We start from the raw sequence: 26,494 nt of genomic DNA on the forward strand, positions 1-26,494 counted from the left end.
CTCAGATAAGGTACTTTTTTCATGGCTCTGATCAGCATGCGTCAGATGCTGGACCACGCTGCCGAATTTGGCTACGGCGTACCAGCTTTCAACGTTAATAATCTGGAACAGATGCGCGCCATCATGGAAGCGGCGGACAAAACTGATTCGCCGGTGATTGTTCAGGCTTCTGCTGGTGCCCGCAAGTACGCCGGTGCGCCTTTCCTGCGTCACCTGATTCTGGCGGCGATCGAAGAGTTCCCGCATATTCCTGTGTGTATGCACCAGGATCACGGTGCTTCCCCTACCGTTTGTCAGCGTTCTATCCAGCTGGGTTTCAGCTCGGTCATGATGGACGGTTCTCTGGGTGAAGACGGCAAAACCCCGATGAGCTACGAATACAACGTCGACGTTACCAAACGTACCGTGGAAATGGCCCACGGTTGTGGTGTCTCGGTTGAGGGTGAGCTGGGTGTGCTGGGTTCGCTGGAAACCGGCCAGGCTGGTGAAGAAGACGGTGTTGGCGCTGAAGGCACGCTGACTCACGATCAGATGTTAACCGATCCGGAAGAAGCGGCTGACTTCGTCAAGCAAACCGGTGTTGATGCGCTGGCAATTGCCTGTGGCACGTCGCACGGGGCTTACAAATTCACCCGTCCACCAACCGGTGACATTCTGGCGATTGACCGCATTAAAGAAATCCACAAACGTATTCCGGATACTCACCTGGTGATGCACGGTTCTTCTTCGGTACCGCAGGAGTGGCTGGCAATCATCAACGAATTCGGTGGCGAGATTCCGGAAACCTACGGTGTGCCGGTTGAGCAGATCGTTGAAGGCATCAAATTTGGTGTACGCAAAGTCAACATCGATACCGACCTGCGTCTGGCATCGACCGGTGCGATTCGTCGCTTCCTGGCGGAAAACCCGGCTGAGTTCGATCCGCGCAAATACCTGACGGCGTCGGTGAAAGCGATGAGCGAGATTTGTATCGCCCGCTACGAAGCTTTCGGCACCGCCGGTAATGCCTCTAAGATCAAAGCCTTGTCTCTGGACGCTATGTTTGATCGTTATCAGTCCGGTGAACTGGATCCGAAAGTGAACTGAGTTTGCCCGGCTGCTGATAAAACAACCCATCTTCGGATGGGTTTTTTTATGCCCGCAATTCGCCAGTGTTTATTGGGGCGGGTGAAAGTATGCCAATAACCTGATAAAAACTGCTGACTTTTACGCAAATAACCATTGAAAATATAAGGAATTGATCTGGGTCAATTTCCGCCCGACACGACCCCCTAAACTCCCGCCTCTGGTATTGAGAAAAAAATAAGTAATAACACCAAACTTAGGGAGCTTGTGTTGTATGGAGCATTACGACTGGACCGCCGACCTCGACCTCGGCATCGATGTGATCGATTCCCAGCATCGCCGTATTGTGGATTACATTAACGAGATTAACGACGCCATCGCCCAGCAGGATGTGACCATGGTGTTTGATGTGATGGAACGTCTGAAAGACTACACCATGGACCATTTTGCCTTTGAGGAACAATTACTGAAGCAGGCCGGTTATCTGTTGATGGAAGCGCATCAGCAGGTGCATCGCCGCTTCGAAGATCGCATCGCGAAATACGAAGAGTCACTGCTGAACGGCCACGATCCGTTTGGTGTGGCACGTCGCATTCGTACCGCGCTGATGGCTTGGCTGATTCAGCATATTAAACAGGAAGACGCCGATTACGTGCCGGTGGTGAAAAAGGTACTGAAACGTGAGGAAAGCTGGATTAACGGTGCGCTGAAGCGCATTTTCGGCCAGCCCGAAAACGCCTGAACGGCGCTGGACAAGGTCCTTTTTTCGGGTATGGTGTGGCCTCTTTTTTTACCGGAGGTCCGCCATGTTAAAAGGACTTATCAGCGCTTCTCTGTGTGTCCTCAGTAGCCTGGCTGTTGGCACTGTGCGTCTGGGTTATATGTTCTGAGGCGGTTATAAAGCCTGTAAAATAGTTTGTCGTAGCCGGCGCGCAATAAATCGTGCTGTTGCCAGCGAACAGTCGTGCTGACAACACAAAGTAATCACCAGCTGCCCGTGGGAACTGCTGATGGTTTCAATCACAATTTTGCCGCAGTTTGATTCAATATCAATGGTCTGGCTGTCTTCAGAAAATACTGCCCTGGCAGCGGAGTTACTCATTGCCATAATGGAGCTGGTAACCGCGGCAATTTTATCGCCTTCAATATTTAACCCCTGGCGCGCTACCTGACACACGCGAAAGCCATCGGTGGTAGCCAGGTTCAGTAGTTGTAATTGTTGATTGTTTTTCAGCTCACTGACAAACGCATGTTTGGCGATGTCACTGGGTACCCATGCGGGGATATTGCTGCTCATATTAGTTGGCCAATGTATTGATAACAGTTAACAGGGACAAAGCCTGGTGCGGGTCGCGACAATTGAGCGGCAGCACGGGTAAGCATAAATCATTCTGTTGCTGGTGGTCGTTGATTGCTCGTTGCAGTCGCTGGTAATCTTCATCACTAACCTGGTCGCTATGAGAGATGGCGACCAGTAGTGGTAATGAATTGGCGGAGACATCAAAAAACTGCAGCCAGCGCTGAAATGATAACGGATCAAATTCCTGCTCTGCGTGCAGTAATAAAATCATTCCCCAGGTGCCCGGCTTTACAGTTTCCCATATAAAGGAATAACGTGTTTGTCCGGGAACACCATACAGCCCGAGGGCGAGATTGCCGTTGAGATGAATACGACCATAATCAATACCAACCGTGGTGGTGTCTTTGCCGATATCAATGCTGGAGGTGACATCGGTATTGATGGTGTCTATCTCACTGAGTGTACTGATCAACTGTGTTTTACCACTGCCAACATCGCCTACGATGACCAGTTTACGGTAGTCAGGTTCTTGCATTCGATAAGGACCGGTTAATAAATTGACGAAGGGAGGAAAAAAAGCGGCTGCGTGTCGGGCTGGCGATCGGTTGTTCACCCAGCCGCAGTAAAGATTGCTGTTGCAGCTGTTGCAGTTCTTGGCGTAGTTGTTGTTCGTTGCTGAAAGGATTGCATCGCAATACGTCACGATAGTGCAATGGTGCACGGCTGAGCAAAGCATACAGCTCCAGTTGCTCACGTGCTGGCTGCAGACGGCCGGTAGTTGGCCAGCGTTTCAGTTTCAGCGTCTGTTGTTGCAGTGGTTGTTGCAGTGGTTGTTGCAGTGGTTGATTGGCGCCATGCTGCTCAAATACTGCTTCGAGTAAATTGTCCACTGTGCTGGCTGGAGGGTGTTGCAGACCGAAATGATGGCACAGATACTGTTGCAGCGTTGTGCTGGATTCGTTGCCAGACAGCAGTCGCAACGCACCATCGTCAAGCAGCCGCTGAGTGATCGGACGATTCAGCAGCAGTTGTATTTGCGAGTGGCGCGGATCTTGGCGGATGTTAGCCAGTAGCATTTGTAACGCTGGTTGTTGTCCTTCCAGAGCCTGAAAATATTGACCTTTATGGAAACATAATACGGACGATATGCCGTGGTCTTTATTCCGGCTGCGGCCGTGTACCAGAATGCCACTGATTGAGCGCGGTAATTGTTGTGCGTTTTGCTGATCGTTTGGACGACTGACGAACGCAAGAGTGTGAAGGTTCATTCGTAATTCCGCAAAAGTGCCCTCCGTGGCGATAAATATCAGATCTGAATATTGCTTTCTATTTCCAGCACTTTTCGGCGGGCTAGTGCCAGGTTGGCATTTGGGCGATCCAGTACCAGGTAGATAAATAATCCACTGTGCAGACTGGTTGGCCGCAGGATGTGCAGCTGATTGCTGAGGGTGATCAGCATATCTTCGATATCCCCCTCAATACCCAGTGACTGAATGGTTTTCAGCTTGGCTTTGATGACTTCGGAGTTACCGGCGGCAGCCAGGTCCAGGTCGACACCACCACCCTGTTGTCCGAGCACCATGCCGGAGTCGTAATCAACAATGCAGCAGCCCATCGCACCAGTAATAGCCATCAACTGGTCGAGGCTTTGTTCGATATTGTTCATCTGAAAAGTCCTGAAGGAAGAAAGAAGGGAAAATGTCCAAAATATGCAACTTAATACTTATAAAAATATGATACGAGTATTTCACCTATTCGCAACGGATCGTGGCGCATTTTTACAAATGTTTAACAACTAACCACTTTTATATGGTTTTTATCAGCAAGCGCCGGATTGAACCATCGTTCAGGACTTTTGGAGCCAGTTGGTACTTATTTATTGCATTTGTTTTCCCTGAGGCAGTATTCTCCGGCCAGATCTCTGCATTGCTGGCCGGAATTAACCGCCGCCGATGCTGTCATCGCGACCAAAGCCAACAATAAAAAACAGGTGGCTCACCATGAAAACTTCTCTGACGATCGCGCTGGGTAGCGCATTAACTCTGGCTTCGGCAACCAGTCAGGCTTTTACTCAGCCTACGCACAAACGCATTGTGACCGATGCCGTGGCTTATATGCAGGCGCATCCGGATTCCACCAACTTCGCTAAGTTAAAAGCTGCTGCCAATGCCGCCGGTTACAGCGTCGCCCAGTTTGCCGATGCCATTGGCCAGGGTGCTTATGATGTGGATGACTTTTCTGACACCTACCTGTGTGGTGCCGTGACCGGTGATTGTGTCCAGGCGCCGGTATTTGGTGTCGGCAGTTTTGTCGCCACGTATACCGCCTGGTGGCACTTCCAGAACCATTCGCGCAGCGGTGATGTGCACGGTAACGATATCCCGGGCTACAACAACTCGCAGATTCCGGTGAAAGGGACTGAAGACAGTTTGCTGGCCACCTGGCTGGTGGGTGATCACCTTGATGATGGTAACGGTGGCATGACCGGCTGGTGTTTCTGGTGGAGCTGTGCCGAAGACTCGGAATACAATTCTTACGGCATTACCGAGCGTAATTACCGCCTCGACAGTTATTCGTCGAAATCGCATTACGACGACTTTGAAGATGCGGCATTCCAGCCGATCGATAACCTGGGCCAGTACTGGTACAACGAGTTTCTGAAACGGCCAACCGCACAGACGCTGGGTTTTGCTTTGCACACCACCGATCTGCTGCAACCGCATCACACCTGGTCAACCTCAGCAAACCACCACGGTGGCTGGGAATCCTGGGTGGAAGATAATTACGATGCCAAAAACATGAATGACGATGCCGCGGTTACCTCCGCACTGGCAGCCTTTACTCCGCTGCCAGCCGGGCAGAATGATATCCGGCCGTTATTAACGGAAGGTGGTGCCATTTCTTATGGCCTGGGTGGTATCGTGCTGAGCAGCACCAGTGATGCCGACCGCTCAGAAGTGGCGGGTATTGTGATTCCGCATGCCATTGCGATGACGGTTCACGTACTGAATCACGCTGCCGAACGTTTCTGATTCACCTCTGCTGAACGACTCACCTCAGGCGGGCACAGTCCCGCCTTTTTGTTAACATTTTTTCAGACGGATACTGTTGTGAAACTGCTACTTCTCAGCCTGCTGTTGTTTTGTGCGCCATTGCAGGCGGCCATTCGTTACGATATCGATGATCCGCAACAGCTGGCGCGGGTGAATGATTTAACTCTCAGTGCTACGGTGGTGGAGATTTTCTGGCAGGCTTATAACCATCCGAGCCGGCCACTGAGTCCACCGCAGGCGATGCAGCGGATTATCGACGATGCATTATTGGCCGCTCATGCCCGTCAGACATTAACGCCACAACAGTTGCAGCAGGAAAATGCGGTCGGATTTTTACTGCAGGTACAACAGCAGGACAGGGCAACCGCGCTGTTACGCAAGTATTACGAAAAACCTCTGTATCAGGCGATACAACAATTACCCGGCAGCAGTCTGGATGGTATTTATCAGTTTGCTGAGGAAATAAACGAACAATGGCTGCAACAACATTTTGCCCTGTTATCCCGGGTTAATATTGAAGCGACCGCAGCGCAGCAGCAACTGGCCGAAAACACTGTGATTGCCCGGGTCAGACTGGCCGGCAACAGCCACACTCTGAGCTTGTGGGATATTTACCGGCGCCAGAATGTACAGGGCCGGCTGGCCATTCATAACGCCGACCTGCAGTTTCTGCGTGGCCAGGCGAAACAGCGGGCCGGTTCGTTATTTGTCCTCGACTGGACGCAACGGAAAATGGGCGAAAAGGATTTTAACGCTGTTTTTCAGATCGTAAAAAACGAACAGGATAAAGCCACGTTATTACGCAATATGGGATTGTACGCCGATGTCCACGATGACAATCCGGTGTTACGTGATGCCGCTAAAAAAGTAACCGAGGCTCAGGTAAAAGCCTTTTATCAGGCAAATAAACAGGAATTTAAAGTGGTGGAAAAAGTCCGTGCCCGGCATATCCGGGTACAGACTCAGCAGCTGGCTGATGAAGTTCATGAGGCGTTAAAAAACGGTCTGGAATTTTCTGTCGCCGTCAGTCGTTATTCGGTCGCCGATGATAAACACAATACCCCGGCCGGTGATCTTGGCTGGCTGAAACGTGCTGATAAAAACCGCAACTGGTTATATTCCGTGGCATTTACTCAGCCACAGGGCGCGTTTTCGATGCCGTTTCGCAGCCCTCAGAATCAGGGGGATATCGTCTATGAAATTGTTTATATCGACGAGCGGGTGGATGGCTTTTTGCCATTAACAGATCCAACCGTACGTTATGAAGCCAGCCGCGACGTGGCATTAAAACAATTAAAAAATGATTTTTATCAGCTGCAGCAAAGGTTGCGTCAGCAGGCTGATATTTCTCTGAATAAACGGGCGCTAACAGCGGCAACTGATTAACGGAGTCGATATGTGGAAATGGTGGCTGGCTGGGTTCACGTTACTGGCCGTGTTGGTTTACGCGTTACGGCCGCAGCCTCAAGTACGGGTAACGGCCACGGTTGCCGGCCCGCAAACCGCTGAACAGCAACCGCAGGCGAGTGCAGCGCTTATCGCAGAAACTCCGGCGGCGGTTGTATTGCCGCAGCCGGACGATCAGCCTGGCGCCACTGCTGCACTGACGGAAGCCGCTGTTATAATACCGCGCCCGGAAGTGGTGGAGTCATTACGTGAGGCCCGGCTGAACGGTGATTCACGTACACCGCCACTGAACCAGTCGCGCCAGCGTGATGAGTTGCCGAGCGCAGAGCAGTTGCAGGATCCGGAGCTGTATCAGCAATACGAACGGCGCCAGCAACAACGTATGTACCGTGCTTATGTCGAAGCCAGCAAAATTAAAGTGGCGGAACTGGAGAAAATGATCGAACGTGGCCGCCGCGAAGGCATCAGTGCCGAACAGATTGCTTTTGCCGAACAAAAAGCGCAGGGCATTCAGCAGATGGCTGAGCAGTTGCAACAGCAACACCCGGAAATTATGGCTGATGATTTTGCCCCGGCGGATGACTGGCTGACGCCACCGGCTCCGCGCCAGCAGGGGGCGGAGCAAGGACAACAAGCCGTTCAGTGAAAGAGCGTTTAGTGTTACAGGCAAAAAAAGAGGCGATAAAAATCGCCCGCAAATAAGAGTGGAATAACGCAATCTACAGGGATTTTACGCCAGTAACAATCATTGGATGGCAAAAGTCCTTTTTTTGTTATCGGACTAATGGCACCGCAGTCTAAGGTTGATGCCTTATTGTGCGACGTATTAATTTTTTGCTGTGCGGGCGGTATCCTGAATTTTCTGCACCATGGCACGCAGACCATTGCCGCGGGTCGGACTCAGGTGCTTCACCAGATCGACGCCGTCAAAATACTGCTCGATATCAAATTCGAGAATCTGCTGCGCCGTTTTATGATTATAAGCCGCCAGCACCACTCCTAATAAACCACGCACGATATGAGCGTCGGAGTCGGCTTCGAAGGTTAATACGCCGTCATTTAATTCACTGTCGATCCACACCTGGCTCTGACAACCGCGCAATAAATAATCGTCGGTTTTTTTCTCATCCGCCATCGCCGGTAGTTGTTTACCGAGGTCGATAATGTATTTGTAGCGCTCTTCCCAGTCGTCGAAAAATCCCAGGGTATCGAGAATATCGTCGCTGCTGATGTCGCTGCCAAAAGTGTTTTGAGTAATAGCCATAATAATATCTGTTACAGAGTTTCGATAAATTGACGCATCCGGCTGGCCGCTTCAATGCATTCTTTCACACTGGCCACCAGCGCCATACGGATACGGTTAGCGCCGGGATTAATGCCGTCGACGGTGCGTGATAAATAACTGCCGGGTAAGACCGTGACCTGTTGCCTGGCGTATAGCTGCTGCGCAAAGGTTTCTTCGTTAATCGGGGTTTTGGGCCATAAATAGAAGCTGGCATCGGTTTGCCGGACATCCAGTACCGGTTGCAGAATATCCAGTACGGCGGCAAATTTAAGGCTGTACTGGCGGCGGTTTTCGGCCACGTGTTGTTCGTCGCCCCAGGCCGCGATACTGGCTAACTGAGTCTGCAGCGGCATCGCACAACCGTGATAGGTCCGGTACAACAGGAACGGTTTTAACAGCTCGGCATCACCGGCAATAAACCCGGAGCGTAATCCCGGAAGATTGGAGCGTTTGGATAACGAATGGAACACCACACAACGTTTGTAGTCGTGACGACCAAGTTGTTCACAGGCCTGTAACAGGCCAATCGGTGCCTCTTTACCATCGACATAAATTTCTGAATAACATTCGTCGCTGGCGATAATAAAGTCGTGTTCATCGGCCAGTTGCAATAGCTTTTGCAGTTGTTCGAACGGAATCACGGCACCGGTCGGGTTGCCGGGGGAACACAGGAATAATAACTGGCAGTCCTGCCAGACATCGGCGCTGATGGCGTCGAAATCGGGCATAAAACCGTTTTCTTCCAGGCAGGGTAAAAAGTGTGGAGTGGCGCCGGCCAGATAAGCAGCCCCCTCATAGATCTGATAAAACGGATTCGGGCTCAGTACCAGTGGCTTGCTGGCGCTGCGGTCGATGGCCGCCTGGGTAAAGGCAAAAATGGCTTCACGGGTGCCGTTCACCGGAATCACCTGGGTTTGTGCATCCACGGTGCTCAGTTTAAAGCGTTGTTGCAGCCAGTCGGCAATCGCCTGACTCAGTTCCGGCAGACCTTTGGTGGTGGGGTAATTCTCCAGCCGGGCGATATTGTCGATCAGCGCCTGTTGCACAAAGTCCGGTGCCGGGTGTTTGGGTTCCCCGATCGATAGGGCGATATGCGCCAGACTGGTGTCTGCTGTCACAGCCGCTTTTAACGCGGTCAGTTTTTCGAACGGGTAGGGTTGTAATTTGCTAAGATCCGGGTTCATGCTGCACCAATGCCAGTTATAACGGTTTTTGCCGGTGGCGCAGTATATCAGCTTGTTATTCAGGCTGCTTACTGTCGGCCATGCTGGTTGGCTGCCAGCGATAATAGATACTCGCCCGATAACTTGAGATAAGCCAGGGCCCGGATGCCCCGGCGGTAGTTTAATCCAATGATGAATGTGTATAACCTTGCCCGTGGCACCTGGCTGCTGTTGTGTCTGCTGATGTTGCAGTGTTTCTGGCTGTCGCCGGCCCATGCATTGAGCGCGGAACAGGGTCAGCTGGACGCTTTTTCCTGGGACCCGCGCAAACAACCGTTGCCGCTGGATGGCGCCTGGGCGATCGACTGGAAACAGTTGCAGCCCGGTGATCTGTGGAAGCAGCCGGACTCGCCCTGGTTTAACATGCCTTCCACCTGGGATCGCAGTGGTTCCGCTGGCTGGAACTATCCTGGCCAGGGGTATGCCAGCTATACCTTGCAGATTGTTAACCTGCCCGGGCGTTACGAATACGCCATCTTTATTCCGGAAATTGCCACCGCTTTTCGTTTATTCGCCAATGGCCGGCTGATCGCTGAAGGCGGTCATGTGGCCGACAATGCCGCCGCCGCACAGGCCTATGCCGGTAATCGTCTGGCGGTGCTGGGCGCAGCCGATGACGGCCAGTTGCGTTTGTTGCTGCAGGTTTCCAATTTTCATCATCACACCGGGGGGCCGTGGCAGAGCCTGAGTATCGGGCCGCGTGACCAGATGGTGAGCGATTATTACGCCGCGATGGTGTATGAAGCTCTGATCGCGTCACTGATGGTGGCGATGGCGGTGTTGCTGATACTGGAATATGTGGCTGACCGGCGTGACCTGACCGGTTTATGGCTGGGGCTGTTTGCGCTGGCGCTGGGCATTCGCATCGGCATCAGCGGTTACGCGCCGTTTTATTGGCTATCCGCCGCCGAGCTGCCCTGGGAATGGCATATGCGACTGACCTACATCAGCATGATGATCAGCCCGGTGTTATTTTTGTCCTGGGTGCAGGCCTGTTTCCCGTGGGATTTATCGCGCCGCATGGTGCAGGTGGTGAGTGTGCCATTTGTCGTCAGTGTGGTGTTATGTGCGCTGTTACCGGCATTTTATTTTACTCAGCTATTAGGCCTGTTCAGTATTCTGCTGTTGCTGGTGGTACTGGCCGGTTATTGGGTGGTGATTGTGGCGCTGGTGCGCCGGCGCCAGGGTGCACCACTGGTGTTGCTGGGGATGAGTGCGCTGGGTGTGGCGGTGATTCACGATGTGTTGCTCAATAATCAGTTACTGGATTCCGGCCCCTGGCTGAACCTGGGGTTACTGGTGTTTATCCTGGCGCAAACCAGTAACTTTTTACGCCTGCGGGTATTTCAGCGGCGTCAGATTGAATTCCTCAGTCAGGAGCTGAGTGCTGCCAATCAGGAGCTGGAGCGGCGGGTGGAATTACGTACCCGCGATCTGGCCGACAAAGCCCAGGCACTGGAGCGGGCGAATAATCAGCTGCAGGTGCTGGCGAATGTCGATAGCCTGACCGGCCTGCTGAATCGCCGTGCTTTTATCGAACAGATGAAACAACTGAGTGAATTGCCGGTCAAAGTGGCCTTGTTATGGATTGATATCGACCACTTCAAACGGGTTAACGATACTTTTGGTCATGCCGCCGGGGATGAGGTACTGAGCCAGTTCGGCGCTATGATTCGACGGATCGGCCGCGACCAGGATCGCTGTGGCCGGCTGGGTGGTGAGGAGTTTGCCTTGTTATTGCTCGACTGTGACGAGCAGGGCGCCGTGCATTATGCCCGCCGTTTACAGGCCGCGATGCAGACACTGCATTTTGCTCAGTGGCCGGAGCTGAGCGACATCACTGCCAGTATCGGTATTGCCGTTGGCCGGTTGGGGGAAGACAGCTGGGAATCCCTGATTCATAACGCCGATGAAGCCATGTATCAGGTAAAACGCAACGGCCGTAACGGGTTCCGTTTCAGCTGACGGCGGCCAGCGTCTGTGGCAGATCGCCGGCCTGATCGGCGGTCAGGCAATAATAGCCGCTGCCCGCCTGTTGTTTGGCTTGTTTTTTCGCTTTGGCGGCCAGGTTCGCCATATGTTGTGCACTGCCGTTATCGATCAGCAGCGACGGCACCACACCAATCGAAATTCCCAGTAACGGGAACTGATCCTGCGCACCGGTACGATCACTGCCGCGGATATAACCGGCCTGCCAGTCCTGTTCGTTATGGTAGTCGCGCACGCCCTGGTCAAAGGCGTCGATCAGTTGCTGACACTGTTGCTGCAGATCCGCCGTTTCGCTGATAAAGACAAAATCATCACCGCCGATATGGCCGATAAAACAGGCCTGACTGCAATGTTGCTGTAACAGCTGGGCCAGCCAGCGTAATACCGAATCGCCCTGGCGATAGCCGTAATGGTCGTTATAGGGTTTAAAGAAATTCAGGTCGACGTAACACAGATGAAACTGCCGGCCGAGCTGCAGGCGGCGTTCAATTTCTTCATCAATCGGCACATTGCCGGGTAACAAGGTCAGCGGGTTAGCGTAGCGTGCTTTCTGTATCTGGTTTTCGGTGATGCGTTTCAGCAGATCTTTGGTATTGACCACGCCCTGATAACGTCCCATATGGGTGACGATAAAATGCTGGCGCAGGTAGTGATCTTCATCGTCGGTGATGATTTTACTGACGGCTTCCAGACTCATGGCTGCGTCCACAATTAAGGGGTCCTGCTGCATCATATGAGCCACGGTTTTGCGCTCATACAACGCCCGGCCATAAGGCAGGGAAAATATTTCCAGCAGTTTGCGGCGGTGTAACAGGCCAACCGGGCGGTCTTTTTCAAGCACAGGTAACGACATCAGCTGCTGATCGAGGCGGAACTGATCATCGGCTTCCGCCAGGCTGGTATCGGCATGGATACAGCTGGCGGCAGAGCACAGCTGTGACACCGGTTGATCGAGAACACCAAAATGACCGTGTTCGGCCGGCTGGCGTTCATTGCTGGGAATCAGTACTTCGGGCTGCAGCTGGGGTTTGCCCAATAAGAAACCCTGGCCCAGGTGAATCCCCAGATTGCGGATCAGTTGCAGCTCGGCTGGCTGTTCAATGCCTTCGGCGATGATTTCACACTTCAGCTGATCACACAGGTGAATAACCGAGGTCACAAACGCCTGTTTCACCGTATCCTGATCGATGCGGTCGATAAAATGGCGGTCGATTTTGACGTAGTCCGGTTTTACCTGCGACCACAACTTCAGGCCGGAATAACCGGTGCCCAGATCATCGATGGCGATGCCGTAGCCGAGCGCTTTCAGGCGGCTGAGCTGATGGATAAACTCATCCATATTGTTGATCGGAAAACGTTCCGAAATTTCCAGTACCAGCTGTTGTGGCGCCAACCCCAGTTGTTTCAGGTAAGTGGTGAGATGGTTGATCTCCAGCGCTTTATCTTCCAGACACTGGGGCGAGATATTCACAAACAACAGGCCAGTCAGGGCTGAATGGGAAAAATGATAGCTCGCCGCCCGCAGGCACAGGCGTTCCAGCTCAGTAACCCGGCCAAACTGCTGCGCCGCCTGAAACATCAGATCCGGCCGTTGCAACATATGACCGGGTTCACCCCGGGTCAGTGCTTCATGACCCAGCGGCTGATGATTGCGCAAATCAACAATCGGCTGTAACACCGAAAACAAGGCTTCCCTGCTGAGCATATCTTCCAGGCTGACTTCCAGTAACTGTGGTGCCATAACACGATCTCAGCATTTTCTCGTCCTCTAACTTAACCTGCAGGTATGACGTTACGATGACCCGCAGGTGAAAGATTGTGACTAAGTGTGTCGTAATTTGTCTGAAATCCACAGTTTTGTAATCAAATAACTTTCCGCCGCCCGCTGATTGGCGAAAGGCGTTGTTTGTTCTGTGATCAATGGCTTTCCCGGCGGTTCTGACCAATGGCAGCGTCCGGGCTGGTTACAATTTGCAAAAATTGCACAACCAGCGCGCTCTGGCGCACGGCGGGTTGTGGGAATTGCACAGTCAATGACCCGATTTTTCCTACCTCAGTGGCCGGGGCTGTTCCATGCTGCAAGCCGGTGCCGCCGCATTCCCGGGCATCTGGCAGTAATAATAAGAATCGAACCACGTCCCGGCACGTCCGGAACAACAAAAGGTATTCAGTATGAAACAGCATGAACTCAAACGCTGGTGTCACCTGACGCTGGCGGGTGGCCTGCTAGCTTTTGGCAGTGTTCATACGCCACAGGCAGCCGCTTTTTCTCAGCCGCCTCCGGCAGAAGCACCGGTTGAACAACGCATGGACGCCGATATGGCAGTGCATTCCCTGGCTCAGGGATGTTATGCGGTGCAATCGCCCACCAATGGCAAATACATCAACCGTTATCATAAAGGCGGAGCGATCGATAATGGCCTCGGCTGGCAGGTCCGTGCCACCAGTCTGGATCAGGCCGCCAGCTTTTATTTTAAGCCAACGTCATTTTTCCATTTTATGCTGACGGATAAAGACGGCCGTTATCTGGCAACCCATTTGCCGAACGAGATTTCTGCCGGCCGTTACGCCGGTGAGTTTGCCGAGTTTAAAATCACCGCCCATCCGCAAAGCAGCGGTGAATATTTCTACAGCATTTATGGCCCGAAACTGGCGAAAGTGTTGCGTCATAACTACGGCGGTACCGGTCATTACAGCGACGGTGGTCTGTATGTGATCGATATTCTGAACCCGACCAACAGTGGCAGTGAAACCCACTTCCGGCTGGTGCCGAAAAGCGACTGTACGCCGTTCCCGGAAGCCCAGCTGAATACCAGCGGCAGCCTGCCGGGCGGTGATGCCAGTGAGCCTGTGCGCGGTGCCATTGACCCGCACACTCACATCACCTCGTACGAGTTTATGGGTGGTAAGTTCCTGCACGGAGAGCCATTCCATCGCTGGGGTATTGAAACCGCCTTACGTGACAGTAAAGAGATTCATGGCCCGGATGGGGCGCTGGATATTATCGGTAACCTGATGGGTTACGACGATGTCAATCATCGCTATGACACCCGTGGCTGGCCGGACTTCCCGTCCTGGCCGAACCGCCAGCAGGTGTCGCATATGCAGTATTACTACAAATGGATTGAACGTGCTCACCTGGGTGGTCTGCAGATGATGGTGACTCATCTGGTGGAAAACGAAGTGTTGTGTAACGTGCAGAAAACGGTTAATCCGGCCAGCTGGATTAATCCGAATAACTGCAACACCATGGCCAGTATTCACCTGCAGATTCGTCGTCTGCACGAAATGCAGGACTATATCGATGCGCAGCAGGGTGGCCCGGGTAAAGGCTTCTTCCGTATCGTAACCTCACCGGAACAGGCGCGCCGGGTGATTGCCGATGGCAAGCTGGCAGTGCTGATGGGGATTGAAGCTTCAGAACTGTTTAACTGTGGCATCAAAGATAACTGTTCACGCGAAAGTGTCGAACGTCAGCTGCAGGAAGTGTATGACGCCGGTGTGCGGGTGATGTATCCGATTCATCGCTTCGATAACCAGTTTGGTGGTGCGCGTCAGGAGGATGGCTTTATTAACGTCGGCCAGTGGCTGTCGAGTGGTCGTTTCTTCGAAACTCAGGAATGTGATGCTGAAACCCGCGGCCAGCGCTTTACCAGTGGTTTCCCGCTGATCGGTCAGGTCGCGGTGATTAAAGATATCCTGGCATTGATTGGTCTTAACCCACAATACGATGAAAGCATCTGGCACTGTAACCGCCATGGCCTGACGGCGATGGGTGAATACCTGATTCAGCGTATGATCGATAAAGGCATGATCATCGAAATTGATCATACCTCCACCAAAACGGCCCGTTCGATCATGGACATCGTCGAAGCTCGGCAATATTCCGGTGTGATTTCCGGACATAGCCATCAGAATCGTAAACCGGATGGTTCACCACACGAAGTACACGAACGGATCGCCCGTGCCGGTGGCATGATGGCGCCGTATAACAGCGCTTCCAGCAACCTGGAGTGGAGTATCGGTGCGTTCCTCGACCTGCATGAGCAGACCGATTACCTCAATGGTGTGCCGTTCTCGACCGACATGGGTGGTATCGGCAGTCAGGCTTATCCACGCGGGGATACCGACGTCAAACCACTGGTCTATCCGTTTGAAACGGAATTTGGTGTGCAGATTGATAAACAGGTAACGGGTAACCGTACCTTTGATCTCAACAACGAAGGCCTGGCGCATTTTGGTATCGTGGCTGACCATATTCAGGACATCCGTGAAAACACCAGTCCGCGCATTTATGAAGCGGTCATGAACTCCGCAGAAGCCTATCTGCAGATGTGGGAACGTTCGTTGGCGAATAGCACCCCGAAATATTCTGAAGGGGAATACACCTGGTTCTCGGTAGTGAACCGTGGCAGTGGTCGCTGTATGGATATTCCCGGCAACGACGACAACCTCAGTAACGGTGTTAATGTGCAGCTGTGGGATTGTCAGCTGACGTCGCAGGATCAGAAATGGCGCTACGACGCTGAAAACCAGATGTTCCGTAATAAAGCCAACCCGGGCAAATGTCTGGATAACCGTGGTCAGGCGCACGACAACGGTGGTGTGGTGATCTGGGATTGTGTTGACTCCGATAACCTGCGCTGGACGTATTCCGGCACCAAACTGGCCAGTAAACACAACAGCAATATCGTCGCTGATGCTTACGACAGCGGTAATGGCGGTAACGTTGGTCAGTGGAGTTATCACGGTGGTGCCAACCAGCAGTGGGAACTGCGTTTAATGAATGCTGAAAACCGCTACGCCTTCTACCGCAGTGAAGAGACCGGTCAGTGTGTCAGTGCGGTAGCTGACCACATTGGCGCCCGGATTACGCTGCAGAACTGTGCCGGTCTGGCGTCGCAACAGTGGCGTTACGATCCCGGTACCGGGCTGATGATTAACGCCCAGGCCGGCGGCTTATGTATGGAAGTGCCGGAAGGCATGATTTACGACCATACCCTGCTGCAGCTGGCCAGCTGTGATCCTAACAACGCGGCGCAGCAGTTCAGCTATTCCGCCAAGCAACTGAAGTCGCGTATCGACCTGGGTCAGGTGCTGGACGTTTCCGGTGGTGATTCGGCAACGCTGATTATGTACGCCTCTCATGGTAAAGCGAATCAGCGCTGGCATGCGACGCTCTATTAAAGGGGGTTTTCCCCGTACCTGACACGGGGTTTTCTATCACTTAAACGGCAGCCCGGCTGCCGTTTTTTTATGCCGCCGGATCCGTTCGGGGTAATCGTTTCCGGCGACAATATTGGCGTTGTTGAACCTGCATCCTGAGCGGCAATATTTGCTACTTTCGCGGCACTTGCTGCACGACATCCGTTCGCAGCTGTCTCTTTTCTGGTTGATGGCAAACAATAATAAATAATAGGAGCCGGTTATGTCGGTTACACGCCATGTTGTTACCTCGGCTGATGTCCGGCTGTATGCCGAAACCCGCGGCAACCCGGACCATCCGGCGATCATTCTGGTGCATGGTTACCCGGATAATCACATCGTCTGGCAACCGCTGGCAGAACAGCTGGCCGATGAGTTTTTTGTCATCGTTTACGACGTACGCGGGGCCGGTCAGTCGGACAAACCCAGGCGTCTGGCCGATTATCGCTTGCCGCTGCTGGCGCAGGATCTGAAGGCGGTTGCCGATCAGTTGTTACCCGGCCGTAAATTTCATCTGGCAGCGCACGACTGGGGATCGATTCAGAGCTGGGAGTCGGTCACCAGTGGGTTGCTGCAGGGACGTATCCTGTCGTTCAGCAGTATTTCCGGCCCCAGCCTTGATCATATGGGCTTCTGGATGCGCAGCCATTTATTGTCACTGGCGCCACGACGGCTGTTTGCCGGTATCCGTCAGCTGTTTGCCAGCTGGTATATCGCTTTTTTCCAGGTTCCGCTGCTGCCGCCATTATTGTGGCGCTTATTGGTGGCCAGACATTGGGGTCGTTACCTGCAATGGCGCGAAGGCGTTTGTGAGCCACAGGTCAATCCGACCCAGGCTGACGACGGTGTGTTTGGCGTACGTCTGTATCGTGCCAATTTTATCCCGCGTTTGTTGCGGCCGGAACAACGTTACGCCCATTGTCCGGTGCAGCTGATCGTACCAACCCGCGACAATTATGTTGGCACCCAGCTGTTCGACGAACTGGGTGACTGGGTGACACAGCTGTATCGTCGTGATCTGGATGCCAGCCACTGGGCACCGCTGACACATGCGCCCCAGCTGGCGCAATGGCTGGCTGAGTTTGCTCACGCCATGGCCAGTGGCGAAGACACTCAGTCGCTGCGCCAGGCCAGAATTCCGGGTAACGCTGCCGGATTCAGAAACTGAAATCGCGTCGCAGACTGAGGTAAACCCGGTCCTGGTCATCAAACTGACCAAACTGAGTGTGGTTTTTGCCATCGAATGCCAGTGCTGCGACGCTGATTTTCCATTGCGGTAAAAATTCATAACTGAGCGTGGCCCGCCATAGCTGGCTGGTCTGGCCGTGGCGGTTATCGACGTGATTCACCAGCCACAATAAAGCGCTGCTGAGGCGATAACGGCTCCAGTTTTTTTCCAGCGCCAGCGAACTTTCCCAGACGTCGTCATGGCCTGGCTGACGATCGTGCCAGTGGCTGTTGGCCAGCTGCAGGTTCCAGCTCCATTCATTGGCGACCCGGTCCAGGCCGATCAGCGCCCGGCTGCGGCGGCTGTGTTCAATCGCGCTGCCGGACTGACGGCTTTCATCCGGGTAATACGCCAGGTCGCTGCGGATCACCCAGGCTCCCCAGGGGCGGGCCAGTGAGGCACCCAGCATGGAGCGCCGGGTCTGGCGGCGAAACGGCTTGCCCTGATCAAGGTGCAATAACGCATCCGGCTGATAACCGCGAAAGGCATACAGCTCAATATCATTACCCGACCAGAAGGTTTTACCACGCCAGCCGACATCGACCGGCTTGTCCGGCTGTTGCTGTGGTGGCAACTGCGCGGGCATTGCGCTCAGGGCAAAATCACTGCCGGCCGGTGCCAGCCGGGTGGTTTTCGCCTGTGGTGCAATAATCAGCTGATGTTCCCACTGACTGGCAAAATAATCGCCGATCAACATGCCACGAGGCTGGCGGCCAAGGGAATAGTTATCGAAATAAGGCAGCAGGAATTCGCGCAGGTCGAGCGGATTCCAGACATCGACAATACGAAAATAATCCGCCCGTCCCCAGGCCTGTTGTTGTTTGCCGGCCCGCAGCTCAAAGGTATCGCCCGACCAGCTGAGAAAATACTCCCGCAGCTCGGCGTCGTGGCGCATCTCATCGCGTACCTCAGGCGCGCTTGAGGCCTGATTGTACTGGCTGCGGTAACGTCCCAGCGCGATGCCTTTGGCTGTCAGCCGGCCGTTGCTGAGCTGGCCTTCAAGCAGCGCCTGATAGCGCTGTTTTAATGGCTCGCCATCGGGGTTACCGGCACGTTGCTGGTGACGCACTTCGGCGTGGCCACGGCTGCTGAAGGAGGTGGCTGCCACGCTGCTGCTGAGTAACAGCAGCAGTGTCAGAGACAATATTCTGTTCATCAGTGAATGCCGCTGCGTAATGTACGTTCGTTGAACAGGCGACTGGCGATGCCCTGGTTATAGCTGGTTTCCTTACGGATCAGACGGGTAAAGCCGCCGTCAACATGGTTGCTCATGCGGGCTTCGGTAACCGTCCAGAAGCCATCCACCTGTTCCAGGCCGGTCACTTCAAAGGTTTTGATATGGCGGCCTTCGCGGTAAAACTCGTCTTTGATGATCAGCTGACGTTCGGCGTCGACATAAATGGTGCGGCGGTTATAACCGGTGCGTGGATTTTCCAGACCGTCAGCCGTGCTGGCACTGATTTTATGCAACTGGCGGCCATCCAGCTCCACCATGCCCTGATGCTGGTACTGGTAGTCGTTTACCCGCAGCCGTTCGATATCGGCGAAGGAAAAGTCGGTGCCGAGAAACGGTCCTTCTTTGGAGTTGGTGGCAATCCGGCGTGACTGGCGCAGAGCGGGCAGGTACAGCCACTGATCGTCGTCTTTACCGCTGGCTTCTTCATAACTGAACATCAGAATGCCGGTGCCGGCGGTGTCAGCCGGGGCGGTAAAATACAACACCGCTTTGCGTTCCGGACCAAATTTTTTTTCCAGCATTAACAATTCACGCTGGCGCACAAAACCGTCACTCATAGTCTGTTCGAGAATCATGCGCGAGCGCCGGTCGTCACCTTCATCGCGGTCACGGACCTGTTGTAACAGGGTGTCCGGAGCGGTTGCCGGAGCGCCAGTGGCGAGCGCCGAAGTCAGGCTGGTCAGGGTGAATAACGCGCTGATCAGTAGTGTTTTCATAATGAAGTCTCCGCTGAAATTAATGCCGGGGAGCGGCAGTCGAGTACGCGGTAAGACTGCGTGTCGGCCTGCCAGTGGCTGGTGTGAATAAGTTGATAATGATCTAGAGAGGGCGCTGCCAGTGGCTGGCGATGACCGATAGCAACCAGTTGCAGCTGGCGGAAGTCCGGCCGCGCCAGGCTGTGCAGATCGCGGCTGCGCAGACTTTCGGCCATCATATACATCTGTGCCAGGGTATTGTTGTCGCGCGGCAGGCCCTGTTCGTCGAGCAACTGGTCGCCCAGCAGATTGCCGAGATAACGCAACAGATCGACGGCGGAATACAGCCGGCCGTCCAGCGCTGCCGGAGCCGCGTCTGACTGACTCAGTTGTTGCTGCGCCCGGGCCAGCTGCTGCAGTGCCCGGCGGCCATCGGCTTGTTGCCGGCTGGCGGCTGTTAGCTGATAGTGCCAGCGGCTCATCTGCTGACCATACAGCGGCCCTTGTTGCACTGCTTGCTGAATACACGGCTGGCCGGACAACGCCAGTTGTTGCTGTAACTGGTCGGTGAGGCGCTGCAGGCTGTCTGACGGGGCACCGGCAGACAGCCGTAACCACAGGTGGGTGGCCTGGCCATCGGCGCTGACCAGTCGGCGTTGCAGCAACGGATGTTGTTCCACCAGCCGTGCCAGCCGTTTGAGGCCGGCCTGCGACAGCTCACGCTGTTCGATCAGGCGGCGGAAGCGAATGTCCTGTTGCTGGGCAACAATCACATTCATGCTGGCCAGGCTGTCGAGCTGACGTATCAGTGGTTGCTGTTGCGGGGTTTTCAGCTGCCACAGACTCTCGCTGGCGCGTACCAGTTGCTGCAGTGTGTCAGCCTGATACACACCATTGGCGGGTAACAGGCTGATCACCTGCCACTGTTCGTCACTGCCGGCCTGTGCCGGCAGCGACACAGACAGCAGCGACCAGCTCAGCAACAGCACCAGCAGCCAGGGTTGTTGGTTCCGCAGCTCAGGCATTGGCAGGCTCCGCCCCGGGCTGATCCTGTTCGTGGCTGACCTGAGGGGCGTCCGGACGATGGAAGGCGGGTAACACCAGCAACGCAAATAACGCACTGAACAGCATGGTCAGGGAAATAAACACCCCGAGGTTCACCAGTGCCTGGTAGCCGGATAAGGTCAGCACCAGAAAACCCAGCCCCAGTGCCAGGGTATTGATCAGAATGGGTTTACCACAATATTGCAGCGCGTTGGCGACCAGCTGTTCGCGGTTCTGACCACTGCTCAGGCGCAGCGCGGCAATGGTATGAATGGCGTAATCGATCCCGATACCAAATGAAATAGCGGCGATGATCGAGGTGCCGATATCCAGGTCGGTGCCGGTCAGCGCCATCAGGGTAAATACCCCTACCAGGGTGAACAGCAGCGGCAATAACGCCAGCAGCCCGAGGCGCAGGGAACGCAGAATGGCAATCACCAGCAGCGCGATTAACACCACCGCCAGCAACAGGCTCTGGATCTGACCGGAAACCACGGCAGCGGTGGTGGATACCAGAATTTCGCCATAACCGGCAGCGCGGATCGTGACGCCGGCCGGCAGCTGCTGTTGTGCCTGGTGCAGAATATCGTCGATCACGGCGCCGACTTCTGACGAACGATCGCTGTGTAACACCGTCAGGATACGGCCATTGGCAAAACGCCGGTCGACCACATCAAACAGGTCCTGGCCATTGGCGTTTTCGTACAGCAGATAATATTGCGCCAGCATCGGTTGTGTCAGATCGTCCGGCAGGCGGTAATCGGCGGCCCGGTTGCTGTCGCTTAATACCTGATGCATACGTTTGATAAAGTCTGCTGCTGACAGGGTGAAACCCACCAGTGCATTGTTGTCGAGCCGCTGCTGCAGTTGCGCTATGGCGTTCAGCAGTGCCGGGTTTTTATAGGCGTCCGGCTGCTGGCTTTCGATCAGAAAACTGACCACGGTTGAGCCACCAAAGTTGGCATTGATCGCGGCGTCATCCTGACGAATCCGGCTGCTTTCCTCAAAATAACCAATCACCTGGTTATCCACCGTCAGGTTTTGCTGGGTATAGAGCAGGCCGCCACACATCAGTACCAGTACCAGTGCCACCACGGTTTTGCCGTGGCCCGCGAGTTGCCCCAGAGCGGCCATCAAGCGGCTGGTAAGCTGGCTGACCAGCAGGCCGAAGCGTGGTTTTGGTGCTTTCCAGAGGATCACCAGCGCCGGTAAAAACAACATAGTGACCAGCCAGGCGAATAACACCCCGAGGCCAACAAACAGGCCGAATTCACGGATAAAAATCACTTCGGTCCAGCTCAGTGCAAAAAAGCCGGCCATGGTGGTGATGGTGGTTACCAGCATCGGCCAGAACAGCTTGGTTAACGCAGCGCTGGCGGCCTGTGTACGGGCGGCGCGGTCAGCTTCGTCGGGTAACAGACGGTAATACGTGGCCAGGAAATGAATGGCATCACACACCGCAATGGCGATGATAAAGACCGGCAACATAGAGCTGACGATATTCTGTTTAACGCCAAACGCGGCCATGCTGCCGAGGGTCCAGAACAGCGCCAGAACGGCAATCAGCAGTGGTGCAACCACGCCCTGTAGCCGTCCGAAGCTGACTGCCAGTACGGCAATAATGACCAGCAACACACCGGGCAGCAGCGTCTGGTTATCCTGTTCCATGCTGGTGGCGGTCTGGGCGGCAATCATCGGCGGGCCGCTGAGGTAAACACGGTCGTGGAAATCGGCCTGATTGCTGATCTGTTCAATGATACGGCTGATCTCCCGGTGGGCCAGCAACATCGCCGGTGAGTCATCTTCTTCGATGGTAAATTCCACCTGAATTGTGGTGGCATTGCCCTGTGGTGAAATCAGGCCGTTGATAAACAGTGGGTTGTTTAACACCGCCGCTTTCAGCGCCTGACGCTGTGTTGCCGTGGCAGGCACGGTTTGCATTAACGGCGCCACACTCAGGCCACCGCTGAAGGCTTCAATATGCTCCATGCTGGCCAGGCTGCGTACCCGTTTTACTGGCCGTAAACGCACAGCCAGATTCTGCAGCCATTGTTGCTGCTGGCTATCCAGCTGCGGATGACCAGCCAGCTGGCGAATGGCGGGGATGTCCTGGCGGCTTAAACCGTCCTGCAGAATGGCCGTTGCGCTGGCGGCAAAGGTGTCCTGTTGTGCCAGCGCCGTCAGTTGTTGCTGATCCTGATCGCTGATCAGCAACATGGTTTCGAAGGCACGGCTGAGTTGTTCTACCGCCGCCAGACTGTGGCGGTTAAAAATGTCACCGTCGGGGTTATCGATGGCCACAAAAGCCTGTTCGCCGGCGTTGGAAAACAGCCGTTTAGTATCGTGATCGGCGATGCGGCTCGGGTGTGTATCGCCAATCATGTACGGTGTGCTGTTGATTTGCAGGTTACCGGCCGAAGCCAGTGCCAGCAACGTCAGCAACAACAGCCCGGCCATCATCAGCCAGGGGTGTTGCTGGACCCGGATCAGCTGCCGGGTGACGGGATTAAGTGGCGTGCTCATGCCAGAGCCTCCTCCGTGGGTTGAGTGAATGCGGTGACGTCAGCTTTCTGGTAAACCCCGAGGTTGAGGCCCTGGCGGCTGCGTTTGCCCTGATTCAGTTCGCTGATCAGGTTGTTCCAGATAACGTGGCGGTGAATTTCGATGGTGCCACCGGCAAAAAACACACCGATGGAGTCGCGTAACAGGCGTTCAAAATACTGGTCGCGGCGGTAGCCGGAATTGCCGTGAATACGGATGGCGTTAATGCAGGCCTGGTGCAGGTTTTCGGTGGCCAGCATTTTGACCAGCGATGCCAGGCTGGAGCAGTCTTCGCCCTGTTCCATGCTGTCCATCGCACGTAACAGGACGCTGCGTAACACTTCAACCTGGCAATACATCTCGACGATCTGGCCCTGGATATACTGGTTGTCGCCAATCGGACGGCCAAATGCCTGACGTTCCTGACTGTATTGCAGGCAGTCTTCCATCAAGGGTTCCATGCAGCCGGTGATCACTAAACCGGTTAACACCCGTTCGACCAGGAAGGCGAAATACAATACGTCGAGGCCCTGACCGACCTCACCTACCAGCGCCGATGGCGGTAATAACACATCGTTAAAATCAAACGCACCAATCGGGGTGCCGCGGTTACCGAGTAATTCAAACGGTTCACTGCGCTCCAGCCCGGCAACATCGGTGGCGGTGATAAAACAGCTGACGGAACGTTCGCCGACGTCCTGAACGTGGGCAAAGGTCATGACCACGTCTGCTTCCGGGGCATTGGTAATGTTCCATTTCTGGCCGTTCAGGCGGAAGCCGTCGAGCTCCTGATGAGCGGCCAGTTTCATCGCCCGCACGTCTGAGCCACAGCCCTGCTCGGTAATGGCAAATGAGCCCAATAATTCGCCGCGGATCAGCCCCGGCAGCCAGCGCTGTTTCTGCTGTTCTGAGCCGTAACTGAGCAAGCCGGCCTGTACCAGCCCGACCTGTGCCACAAACGACACCAGCACTCCCATGTCCTGACAGCCGCGGGCAAAACCTTCCAGTGCCGCGGCAAACTCGCGCAGCCCCAGGCCTTGGCCACCGAATTCTTCCGGCATATGCAGGCCAAATAAGCCACTGGCACCCAGGTCCCGCCAGATCTGACGGTCGAAGCTGAGATTCTGATCGCGTTCCGCGGCACTCGGGCGGACCCGCTGCAGCGCTACCTGTTCGTAATAATCACGGATTTCCAGCTGCTGTTCGTTCCATACCGGTTTCATAATTGTGCCTCCAGTTCCTTAGTGGCATTGCTGCGACTGCTGGCCAGCCGGCTCAGCAGGGTGTCGTCGTCGAGTTGTAACAGGGCGCTGACATCGTTGGCGCGTTGTTGATCGAGCTGCTCGAGTAATAACCAGAACGGCCGGACATCGCGGCCCTGATAACGTGGCTGATACAAATGATCGTCGGCCAGCAGTGATTGGCGGGCTGGTAATAACTGTGGGTTAAAGCCATAAAAGGTCAGGTTGCGCAGCGTCACCTGTTTTTCGCCGTCACCGACAAAAGCACGGATGCCGTATTGCGGCTGGCTGACTAACAGCCGGTAAGCGTGCAGCAGCATAATGCCGACCCGGGCATTGGTGGCCGGATCGTCCAGCTCAGCTTTGGTGACGCGGCCAATTTCACGCACGGCTGCCAGCGGCAGGTCGGCCAGGGCATCTGTCTGCTGATACAGGTCGCGGCCAAACGCCTGTTCAACGGCAAACGCCGGGCGCTGGCTATCACCGAAACGGTGACTGTCGGACAGCGGTGCTTTTAAGGTGGAATACGCCAGTAACTGGCCGTTGTTATCGTCGCTTAAGATGATATGCACATCGTCGTCATGCAGCTGTTGCAGCGGCTCGTGATGCAATAAGCCACGGGCGGCCTGATCGGCATTGATAAAACCAACCCGGGCGTAATGGACAAAGGCAAACCGCAGCAATTGACGACTGATGGTGTTATCCAGTTGTCGCTGGCTGATGGCGTAGGCGCTGATTCCGGCGGCCTGGTGTAAGCGCTGTTGCGGGTAGTCGACCGCCAGTGATGGCAAATGGGGTGGCTGGTAGTGGCGTACCGAACGATCGAGGAAAAACGGATCGCTATCACCTCCGGGACCATTCGCCCAGGCGCGCAGCTGCTGACGCTGTTGCTGACGCTGTTGCTGCTGCTCGTCGGTTTGCACATCGGCTTGTGGGCGACGCATCAGGCTCCATAAATCGACGTAGTTGTCGTTACATACCGGCCGGCCGTTAAGCATATCCAGCACCAGGGTAGAGCCCAGTACGCCAAACAGATTGGCGGCCAGACACAATTGTGAGGTGTAATCTTTGCCCTGCTGGTGGCGCTCCAGTTCGGCGAACATTTGTGGCGGGATAAATTCGTCCGGAATCAGGCGGGCACAGGCCTGTAGCGGATCGAGTGTAGCGACGTCTTCGGCGGTTAATAGATTATCCAGCAGCGCCAGCTGCTCATCGCGGTAATCAAACACCGGCACATATTGAGCGGCGGCCATGTCATAACCACAAATCACCGCCTTGTGTTGCCGCTGTGCCACCTGATGCAATAAAAACTTCATCTCCAGTCCGGAGCGGCCGGTAACATCAACGGCATCGACGATAATATCGGCCCACTGCACCAGCTCATCGACGTTATCCGGGGTAATGCCGTGAGCGTGGCAACTGATGGCCACATGAGGGTTTATCTGCAACATGCGTTCAGCGAACACGTCCACTTTGGCACGGCCAACATCGGTCAGCACCATGTTCTGCCGGTTGGCGTTATTCAGCTCGTAACTGCCGTTATCGGCCAGCGCCAGATTTTCTGCGCCGCTGCGTACCAGTACTTCGATCACACTGCCGCCGGTGGAACCACAGCCGGCAATCAGAATGTGGGCCTGGCGTAAGGTGTGTTGTTCGCTGTCGCTGATAAAACCGGCGTTGCGCAGGGTAAATTCCTGATAAAAAGATTCTTTGTCCTTCTGTACATCCGGGTGTTGCGTCATATTCCTCTCCTGAAACTCTTATCCATAAACGCAGTGAATGACTTTAGGCGGTATCACTGACGGAGCGGATGCTAGGGAGGGGATTCATGACAGCACAATCACTGTTTTACTGCGGCTGTCATGAAATGCTTTTCTGAGTTTTTTAATAATTAAGCACCAGAGCAAAAACGCCGTGTTGGCCTGTCAGGAATTGTCTGATGAGTGTTCGGCTGGAGGGGATAACGCCCCGGGCGATGGCT

Annotated in this window: 21 protein-coding genes; 8 read left to right on the forward strand and 13 right to left on the reverse strand. The window is 54.5% G+C overall.

Features of this window, described 5'->3' with window-relative positions; translation table 11 throughout:
• The first annotated feature begins 21 nt into the window (after nucleotides 1–21).
• Together fba and ACFOMG_RS00850 are read left to right on the forward strand one after the other, a co-directional pair.
• Entirely contained in the window at nucleotides 22–1,086 is a 1,065-nt protein-coding gene (gene fba / locus ACFOMG_RS00845) for a class II fructose-bisphosphate aldolase (protein WP_376864204.1), read from the forward strand.
• 253 nt (nucleotides 1,087–1,339) lie between these two features.
• Nucleotides 1,340–1,807: a bacteriohemerythrin gene (locus ACFOMG_RS00850; RefSeq protein WP_376864205.1), complete on the forward strand. Its 468-nt coding sequence runs from the start codon at nucleotides 1,340–1,342 to the stop codon at nucleotides 1,805–1,807.
• Nucleotides 1,808–1,960: 153 nt separating this feature from the next.
• Here the strand turns inward: ACFOMG_RS00850 and ACFOMG_RS00855 are convergent, their stop codons facing one another.
• The 4 genes from ACFOMG_RS00855 to ACFOMG_RS00870 are packed head-to-tail and all read right to left on the reverse strand — an operon-like array spanning nucleotide 1,961 to nucleotide 4,031.
• On the reverse strand, nucleotides 1,961–2,362 hold the full coding sequence (locus ACFOMG_RS00855) for a hypothetical protein (protein ID WP_376864206.1): 402 nt from the start codon (nucleotides 2,360–2,362) through the stop codon (nucleotides 1,961–1,963).
• 1 nt (nucleotide 2,363) lies between these two features.
• Nucleotides 2,364–2,900 carry a GTP-binding protein gene (locus ACFOMG_RS00860; RefSeq protein ID WP_376864207.1) on the reverse strand — a complete coding sequence of 179 codons (537 nt, stop codon included), beginning with the start codon at nucleotides 2,898–2,900 and terminating at the stop codon, nucleotides 2,364–2,366.
• Nucleotides 2,887–3,633 carry a BLUF domain-containing protein gene (locus ACFOMG_RS00865; RefSeq protein WP_376864208.1) on the reverse strand — a complete coding sequence of 249 codons (747 nt, stop codon included), beginning with the start codon at nucleotides 3,631–3,633 and terminating at the stop codon, nucleotides 2,887–2,889. Before ACFOMG_RS00865 ends, ACFOMG_RS00860 begins: the two co-directional genes overlap by 14 nt.
• Nucleotides 3,634–3,671: 38 nt before the next feature.
• Nucleotides 3,672–4,031: a hypothetical protein gene (locus tag ACFOMG_RS00870; protein WP_376864209.1), complete on the reverse strand. Its 360-nt coding sequence runs from the start codon at nucleotides 4,029–4,031 to the stop codon at nucleotides 3,672–3,674.
• 334 nt (nucleotides 4,032–4,365) lie between these two features.
• On the opposite strand from ACFOMG_RS00870, the gene ACFOMG_RS00875 reads away from it, so the two are divergent.
• The 3 genes from ACFOMG_RS00875 (at nucleotide 4,366) to ACFOMG_RS00885 (ending at nucleotide 7,471) form a co-directional block, all read left to right on the forward strand.
• Complete coding sequence (locus ACFOMG_RS00875) at nucleotides 4,366–5,397, forward strand: phospholipase (RefSeq protein WP_376864210.1); 1,032 nt, start codon at nucleotides 4,366–4,368, stop codon at nucleotides 5,395–5,397.
• A gap of 78 nt (nucleotides 5,398–5,475) precedes the next feature.
• Nucleotides 5,476–6,804: a peptidylprolyl isomerase gene (locus ACFOMG_RS00880; RefSeq protein WP_376864211.1), complete on the forward strand. Its 1,329-nt coding sequence runs from the start codon at nucleotides 5,476–5,478 to the stop codon at nucleotides 6,802–6,804.
• A 10-nt stretch (nucleotides 6,805–6,814) separates the two neighbouring features.
• Nucleotides 6,815–7,471 carry a hypothetical protein gene (locus tag ACFOMG_RS00885; protein WP_376864212.1) on the forward strand — a complete coding sequence of 219 codons (657 nt, stop codon included), beginning with the start codon at nucleotides 6,815–6,817 and terminating at the stop codon, nucleotides 7,469–7,471.
• A gap of 180 nt (nucleotides 7,472–7,651) precedes the next feature.
• Here the strand turns inward: ACFOMG_RS00885 and ACFOMG_RS00890 are convergent, their stop codons facing one another.
• Both ACFOMG_RS00890 and dapC read right to left on the reverse strand, forming a co-directional pair.
• Nucleotides 7,652–8,089 (reverse strand): SufE family protein, encoded by a 438-nt coding sequence (locus tag ACFOMG_RS00890; protein WP_376864213.1) that lies wholly within the window; start codon nucleotides 8,087–8,089, stop codon nucleotides 7,652–7,654.
• A gap of 11 nt (nucleotides 8,090–8,100) precedes the next feature.
• Complete coding sequence (gene dapC, locus ACFOMG_RS00895; RefSeq protein ID WP_376864214.1) at nucleotides 8,101–9,294, reverse strand: succinyldiaminopimelate transaminase; 1,194 nt, start codon at nucleotides 9,292–9,294, stop codon at nucleotides 8,101–8,103.
• Between the two features lie 168 nt (nucleotides 9,295–9,462).
• Here dapC and ACFOMG_RS00900 point away from each other — a divergent pair, with 168 nt between their 5' ends.
• Nucleotides 9,463–11,298: a sensor domain-containing diguanylate cyclase gene (locus ACFOMG_RS00900; RefSeq protein ID WP_376864215.1), complete on the forward strand. Its 1,836-nt coding sequence runs from the start codon at nucleotides 9,463–9,465 to the stop codon at nucleotides 11,296–11,298.
• On the opposite strand, the gene ACFOMG_RS00905 is transcribed toward ACFOMG_RS00900, so the two are convergent.
• On the reverse strand, nucleotides 11,291–13,063 hold the full coding sequence (locus ACFOMG_RS00905) for a GGDEF domain-containing protein (protein WP_376864216.1): 1,773 nt from the start codon (nucleotides 13,061–13,063) through the stop codon (nucleotides 11,291–11,293). The two genes, ACFOMG_RS00900 and ACFOMG_RS00905, sit on opposite strands and share 8 nt — an antisense overlap.
• Before the next feature lie 431 nt (nucleotides 13,064–13,494).
• On the opposite strand from ACFOMG_RS00905, the gene ACFOMG_RS00910 reads away from it, so the two are divergent.
• On the forward strand, nucleotides 13,495–16,509 hold the full coding sequence (locus ACFOMG_RS00910; protein ID WP_376864217.1) for a ricin-type beta-trefoil lectin domain protein: 3,015 nt from the start codon (nucleotides 13,495–13,497) through the stop codon (nucleotides 16,507–16,509).
• Between the two features lie 241 nt (nucleotides 16,510–16,750).
• Entirely contained in the window at nucleotides 16,751–17,695 is a 945-nt protein-coding gene (locus ACFOMG_RS00915; protein ID WP_376864218.1) for an alpha/beta fold hydrolase, read from the forward strand.
• Here ACFOMG_RS00915 and ACFOMG_RS00920 read toward each other — a convergent pair.
• From ACFOMG_RS00920 to ACFOMG_RS00945, 6 genes are read right to left on the reverse strand one after another with little or no spacing between them, the layout of a single operon-like run.
• Complete coding sequence (locus tag ACFOMG_RS00920; RefSeq protein WP_376864219.1) at nucleotides 17,685–18,911, reverse strand: DUF1302 family protein; 1,227 nt, start codon at nucleotides 18,909–18,911, stop codon at nucleotides 17,685–17,687. The two genes, ACFOMG_RS00915 and ACFOMG_RS00920, sit on opposite strands and share 11 nt — an antisense overlap.
• Entirely contained in the window at nucleotides 18,911–19,708 is a 798-nt protein-coding gene (locus ACFOMG_RS00925; protein WP_376864220.1) for an outer membrane lipoprotein-sorting protein, read from the reverse strand. Before ACFOMG_RS00925 ends, ACFOMG_RS00920 begins: the two co-directional genes overlap by 1 nt.
• The gene (locus tag ACFOMG_RS00930) at nucleotides 19,705–20,712 is read right to left on the reverse strand and encodes a hypothetical protein (RefSeq protein ID WP_376864221.1); all 1,008 of its coding nucleotides are present in this window, start codon (nucleotides 20,710–20,712) and stop codon (nucleotides 19,705–19,707) included. The genes ACFOMG_RS00925 and ACFOMG_RS00930 overlap by 4 nt, the downstream gene beginning before the upstream one ends.
• Nucleotides 20,705–23,254 (reverse strand): efflux RND transporter permease subunit, encoded by a 2,550-nt coding sequence (locus tag ACFOMG_RS00935; RefSeq protein ID WP_376864222.1) that lies wholly within the window; start codon nucleotides 23,252–23,254, stop codon nucleotides 20,705–20,707. Before ACFOMG_RS00935 ends, ACFOMG_RS00930 begins: the two co-directional genes overlap by 8 nt.
• Complete coding sequence (locus ACFOMG_RS00940; RefSeq protein ID WP_376864223.1) at nucleotides 23,251–24,495, reverse strand: acyl-CoA dehydrogenase family protein; 1,245 nt, start codon at nucleotides 24,493–24,495, stop codon at nucleotides 23,251–23,253. Before ACFOMG_RS00940 ends, ACFOMG_RS00935 begins: the two co-directional genes overlap by 4 nt.
• Entirely contained in the window at nucleotides 24,492–26,255 is a 1,764-nt protein-coding gene (locus ACFOMG_RS00945; RefSeq protein WP_376864224.1) for a HesA/MoeB/ThiF family protein, read from the reverse strand. The genes ACFOMG_RS00940 and ACFOMG_RS00945 overlap by 4 nt, the downstream gene beginning before the upstream one ends.
• Nucleotides 26,256–26,494 lie beyond the last annotated feature (239 nt).

The organism is Bacterioplanoides pacificum (assembly GCF_042648445.1).
Lineage (GTDB): Bacteria > Pseudomonadota > Gammaproteobacteria > Pseudomonadales > Oceanobacteraceae > Bacterioplanoides > Bacterioplanoides pacificum.

Excerpts from the sequence above, each read along its gene's own strand:
- fba (WP_376864204.1), top strand. The coding sequence starts at position 22 with ATGGCTCTGATCAGCATGCGTCAGATGCTGGACCACGCTGCCGAATTT.
- ACFOMG_RS00850 (WP_376864205.1), top strand. The coding sequence starts at position 1,340 with ATGGAGCATTACGACTGGACCGCCGACCTCGACCTCGGCATCGATGTG.
- ACFOMG_RS00855 (WP_376864206.1), bottom strand. The coding sequence starts at position 2,362 with ATGAGCAGCAATATCCCCGCATGGGTACCCAGTGACATCGCCAAACAT.
- ACFOMG_RS00860 (WP_376864207.1), bottom strand. The coding sequence starts at position 2,900 with ATGCAAGAACCTGACTACCGTAAACTGGTCATCGTAGGCGATGTTGGC.
- ACFOMG_RS00865 (WP_376864208.1), bottom strand. The coding sequence starts at position 3,633 with ATGAACCTTCACACTCTTGCGTTCGTCAGTCGTCCAAACGATCAGCAA.
- ACFOMG_RS00870 (WP_376864209.1), bottom strand. The coding sequence starts at position 4,031 with ATGAACAATATCGAACAAAGCCTCGACCAGTTGATGGCTATTACTGGT.
- ACFOMG_RS00875 (WP_376864210.1), top strand. The coding sequence starts at position 4,366 with ATGAAAACTTCTCTGACGATCGCGCTGGGTAGCGCATTAACTCTGGCT.
- ACFOMG_RS00885 (WP_376864212.1), top strand. The coding sequence starts at position 6,815 with ATGTGGAAATGGTGGCTGGCTGGGTTCACGTTACTGGCCGTGTTGGTT.
- ACFOMG_RS00890 (WP_376864213.1), bottom strand. The coding sequence starts at position 8,089 with ATGGCTATTACTCAAAACACTTTTGGCAGCGACATCAGCAGCGACGAT.
- dapC (WP_376864214.1), bottom strand. The coding sequence starts at position 9,294 with ATGAACCCGGATCTTAGCAAATTACAACCCTACCCGTTCGAAAAACTG.
- ACFOMG_RS00900 (WP_376864215.1), top strand. The coding sequence starts at position 9,463 with ATGATGAATGTGTATAACCTTGCCCGTGGCACCTGGCTGCTGTTGTGT.
- ACFOMG_RS00905 (WP_376864216.1), bottom strand. The coding sequence starts at position 13,063 with ATGGCACCACAGTTACTGGAAGTCAGCCTGGAAGATATGCTCAGCAGG.
- ACFOMG_RS00910 (WP_376864217.1), top strand. The coding sequence starts at position 13,495 with ATGAAACAGCATGAACTCAAACGCTGGTGTCACCTGACGCTGGCGGGT.
- ACFOMG_RS00915 (WP_376864218.1), top strand. The coding sequence starts at position 16,751 with ATGTCGGTTACACGCCATGTTGTTACCTCGGCTGATGTCCGGCTGTAT.
- ACFOMG_RS00920 (WP_376864219.1), bottom strand. The coding sequence starts at position 18,911 with ATGAACAGAATATTGTCTCTGACACTGCTGCTGTTACTCAGCAGCAGC.
- ACFOMG_RS00925 (WP_376864220.1), bottom strand. The coding sequence starts at position 19,708 with ATGAAAACACTACTGATCAGCGCGTTATTCACCCTGACCAGCCTGACT.
- ACFOMG_RS00930 (WP_376864221.1), bottom strand. The coding sequence starts at position 20,712 with ATGCCTGAGCTGCGGAACCAACAACCCTGGCTGCTGGTGCTGTTGCTG.
- ACFOMG_RS00935 (WP_376864222.1), bottom strand. The coding sequence starts at position 23,254 with ATGAGCACGCCACTTAATCCCGTCACCCGGCAGCTGATCCGGGTCCAG.
- ACFOMG_RS00940 (WP_376864223.1), bottom strand. The coding sequence starts at position 24,495 with ATGAAACCGGTATGGAACGAACAGCAGCTGGAAATCCGTGATTATTAC.
- ACFOMG_RS00945 (WP_376864224.1), bottom strand. The coding sequence starts at position 26,255 with ATGACGCAACACCCGGATGTACAGAAGGACAAAGAATCTTTTTATCAG.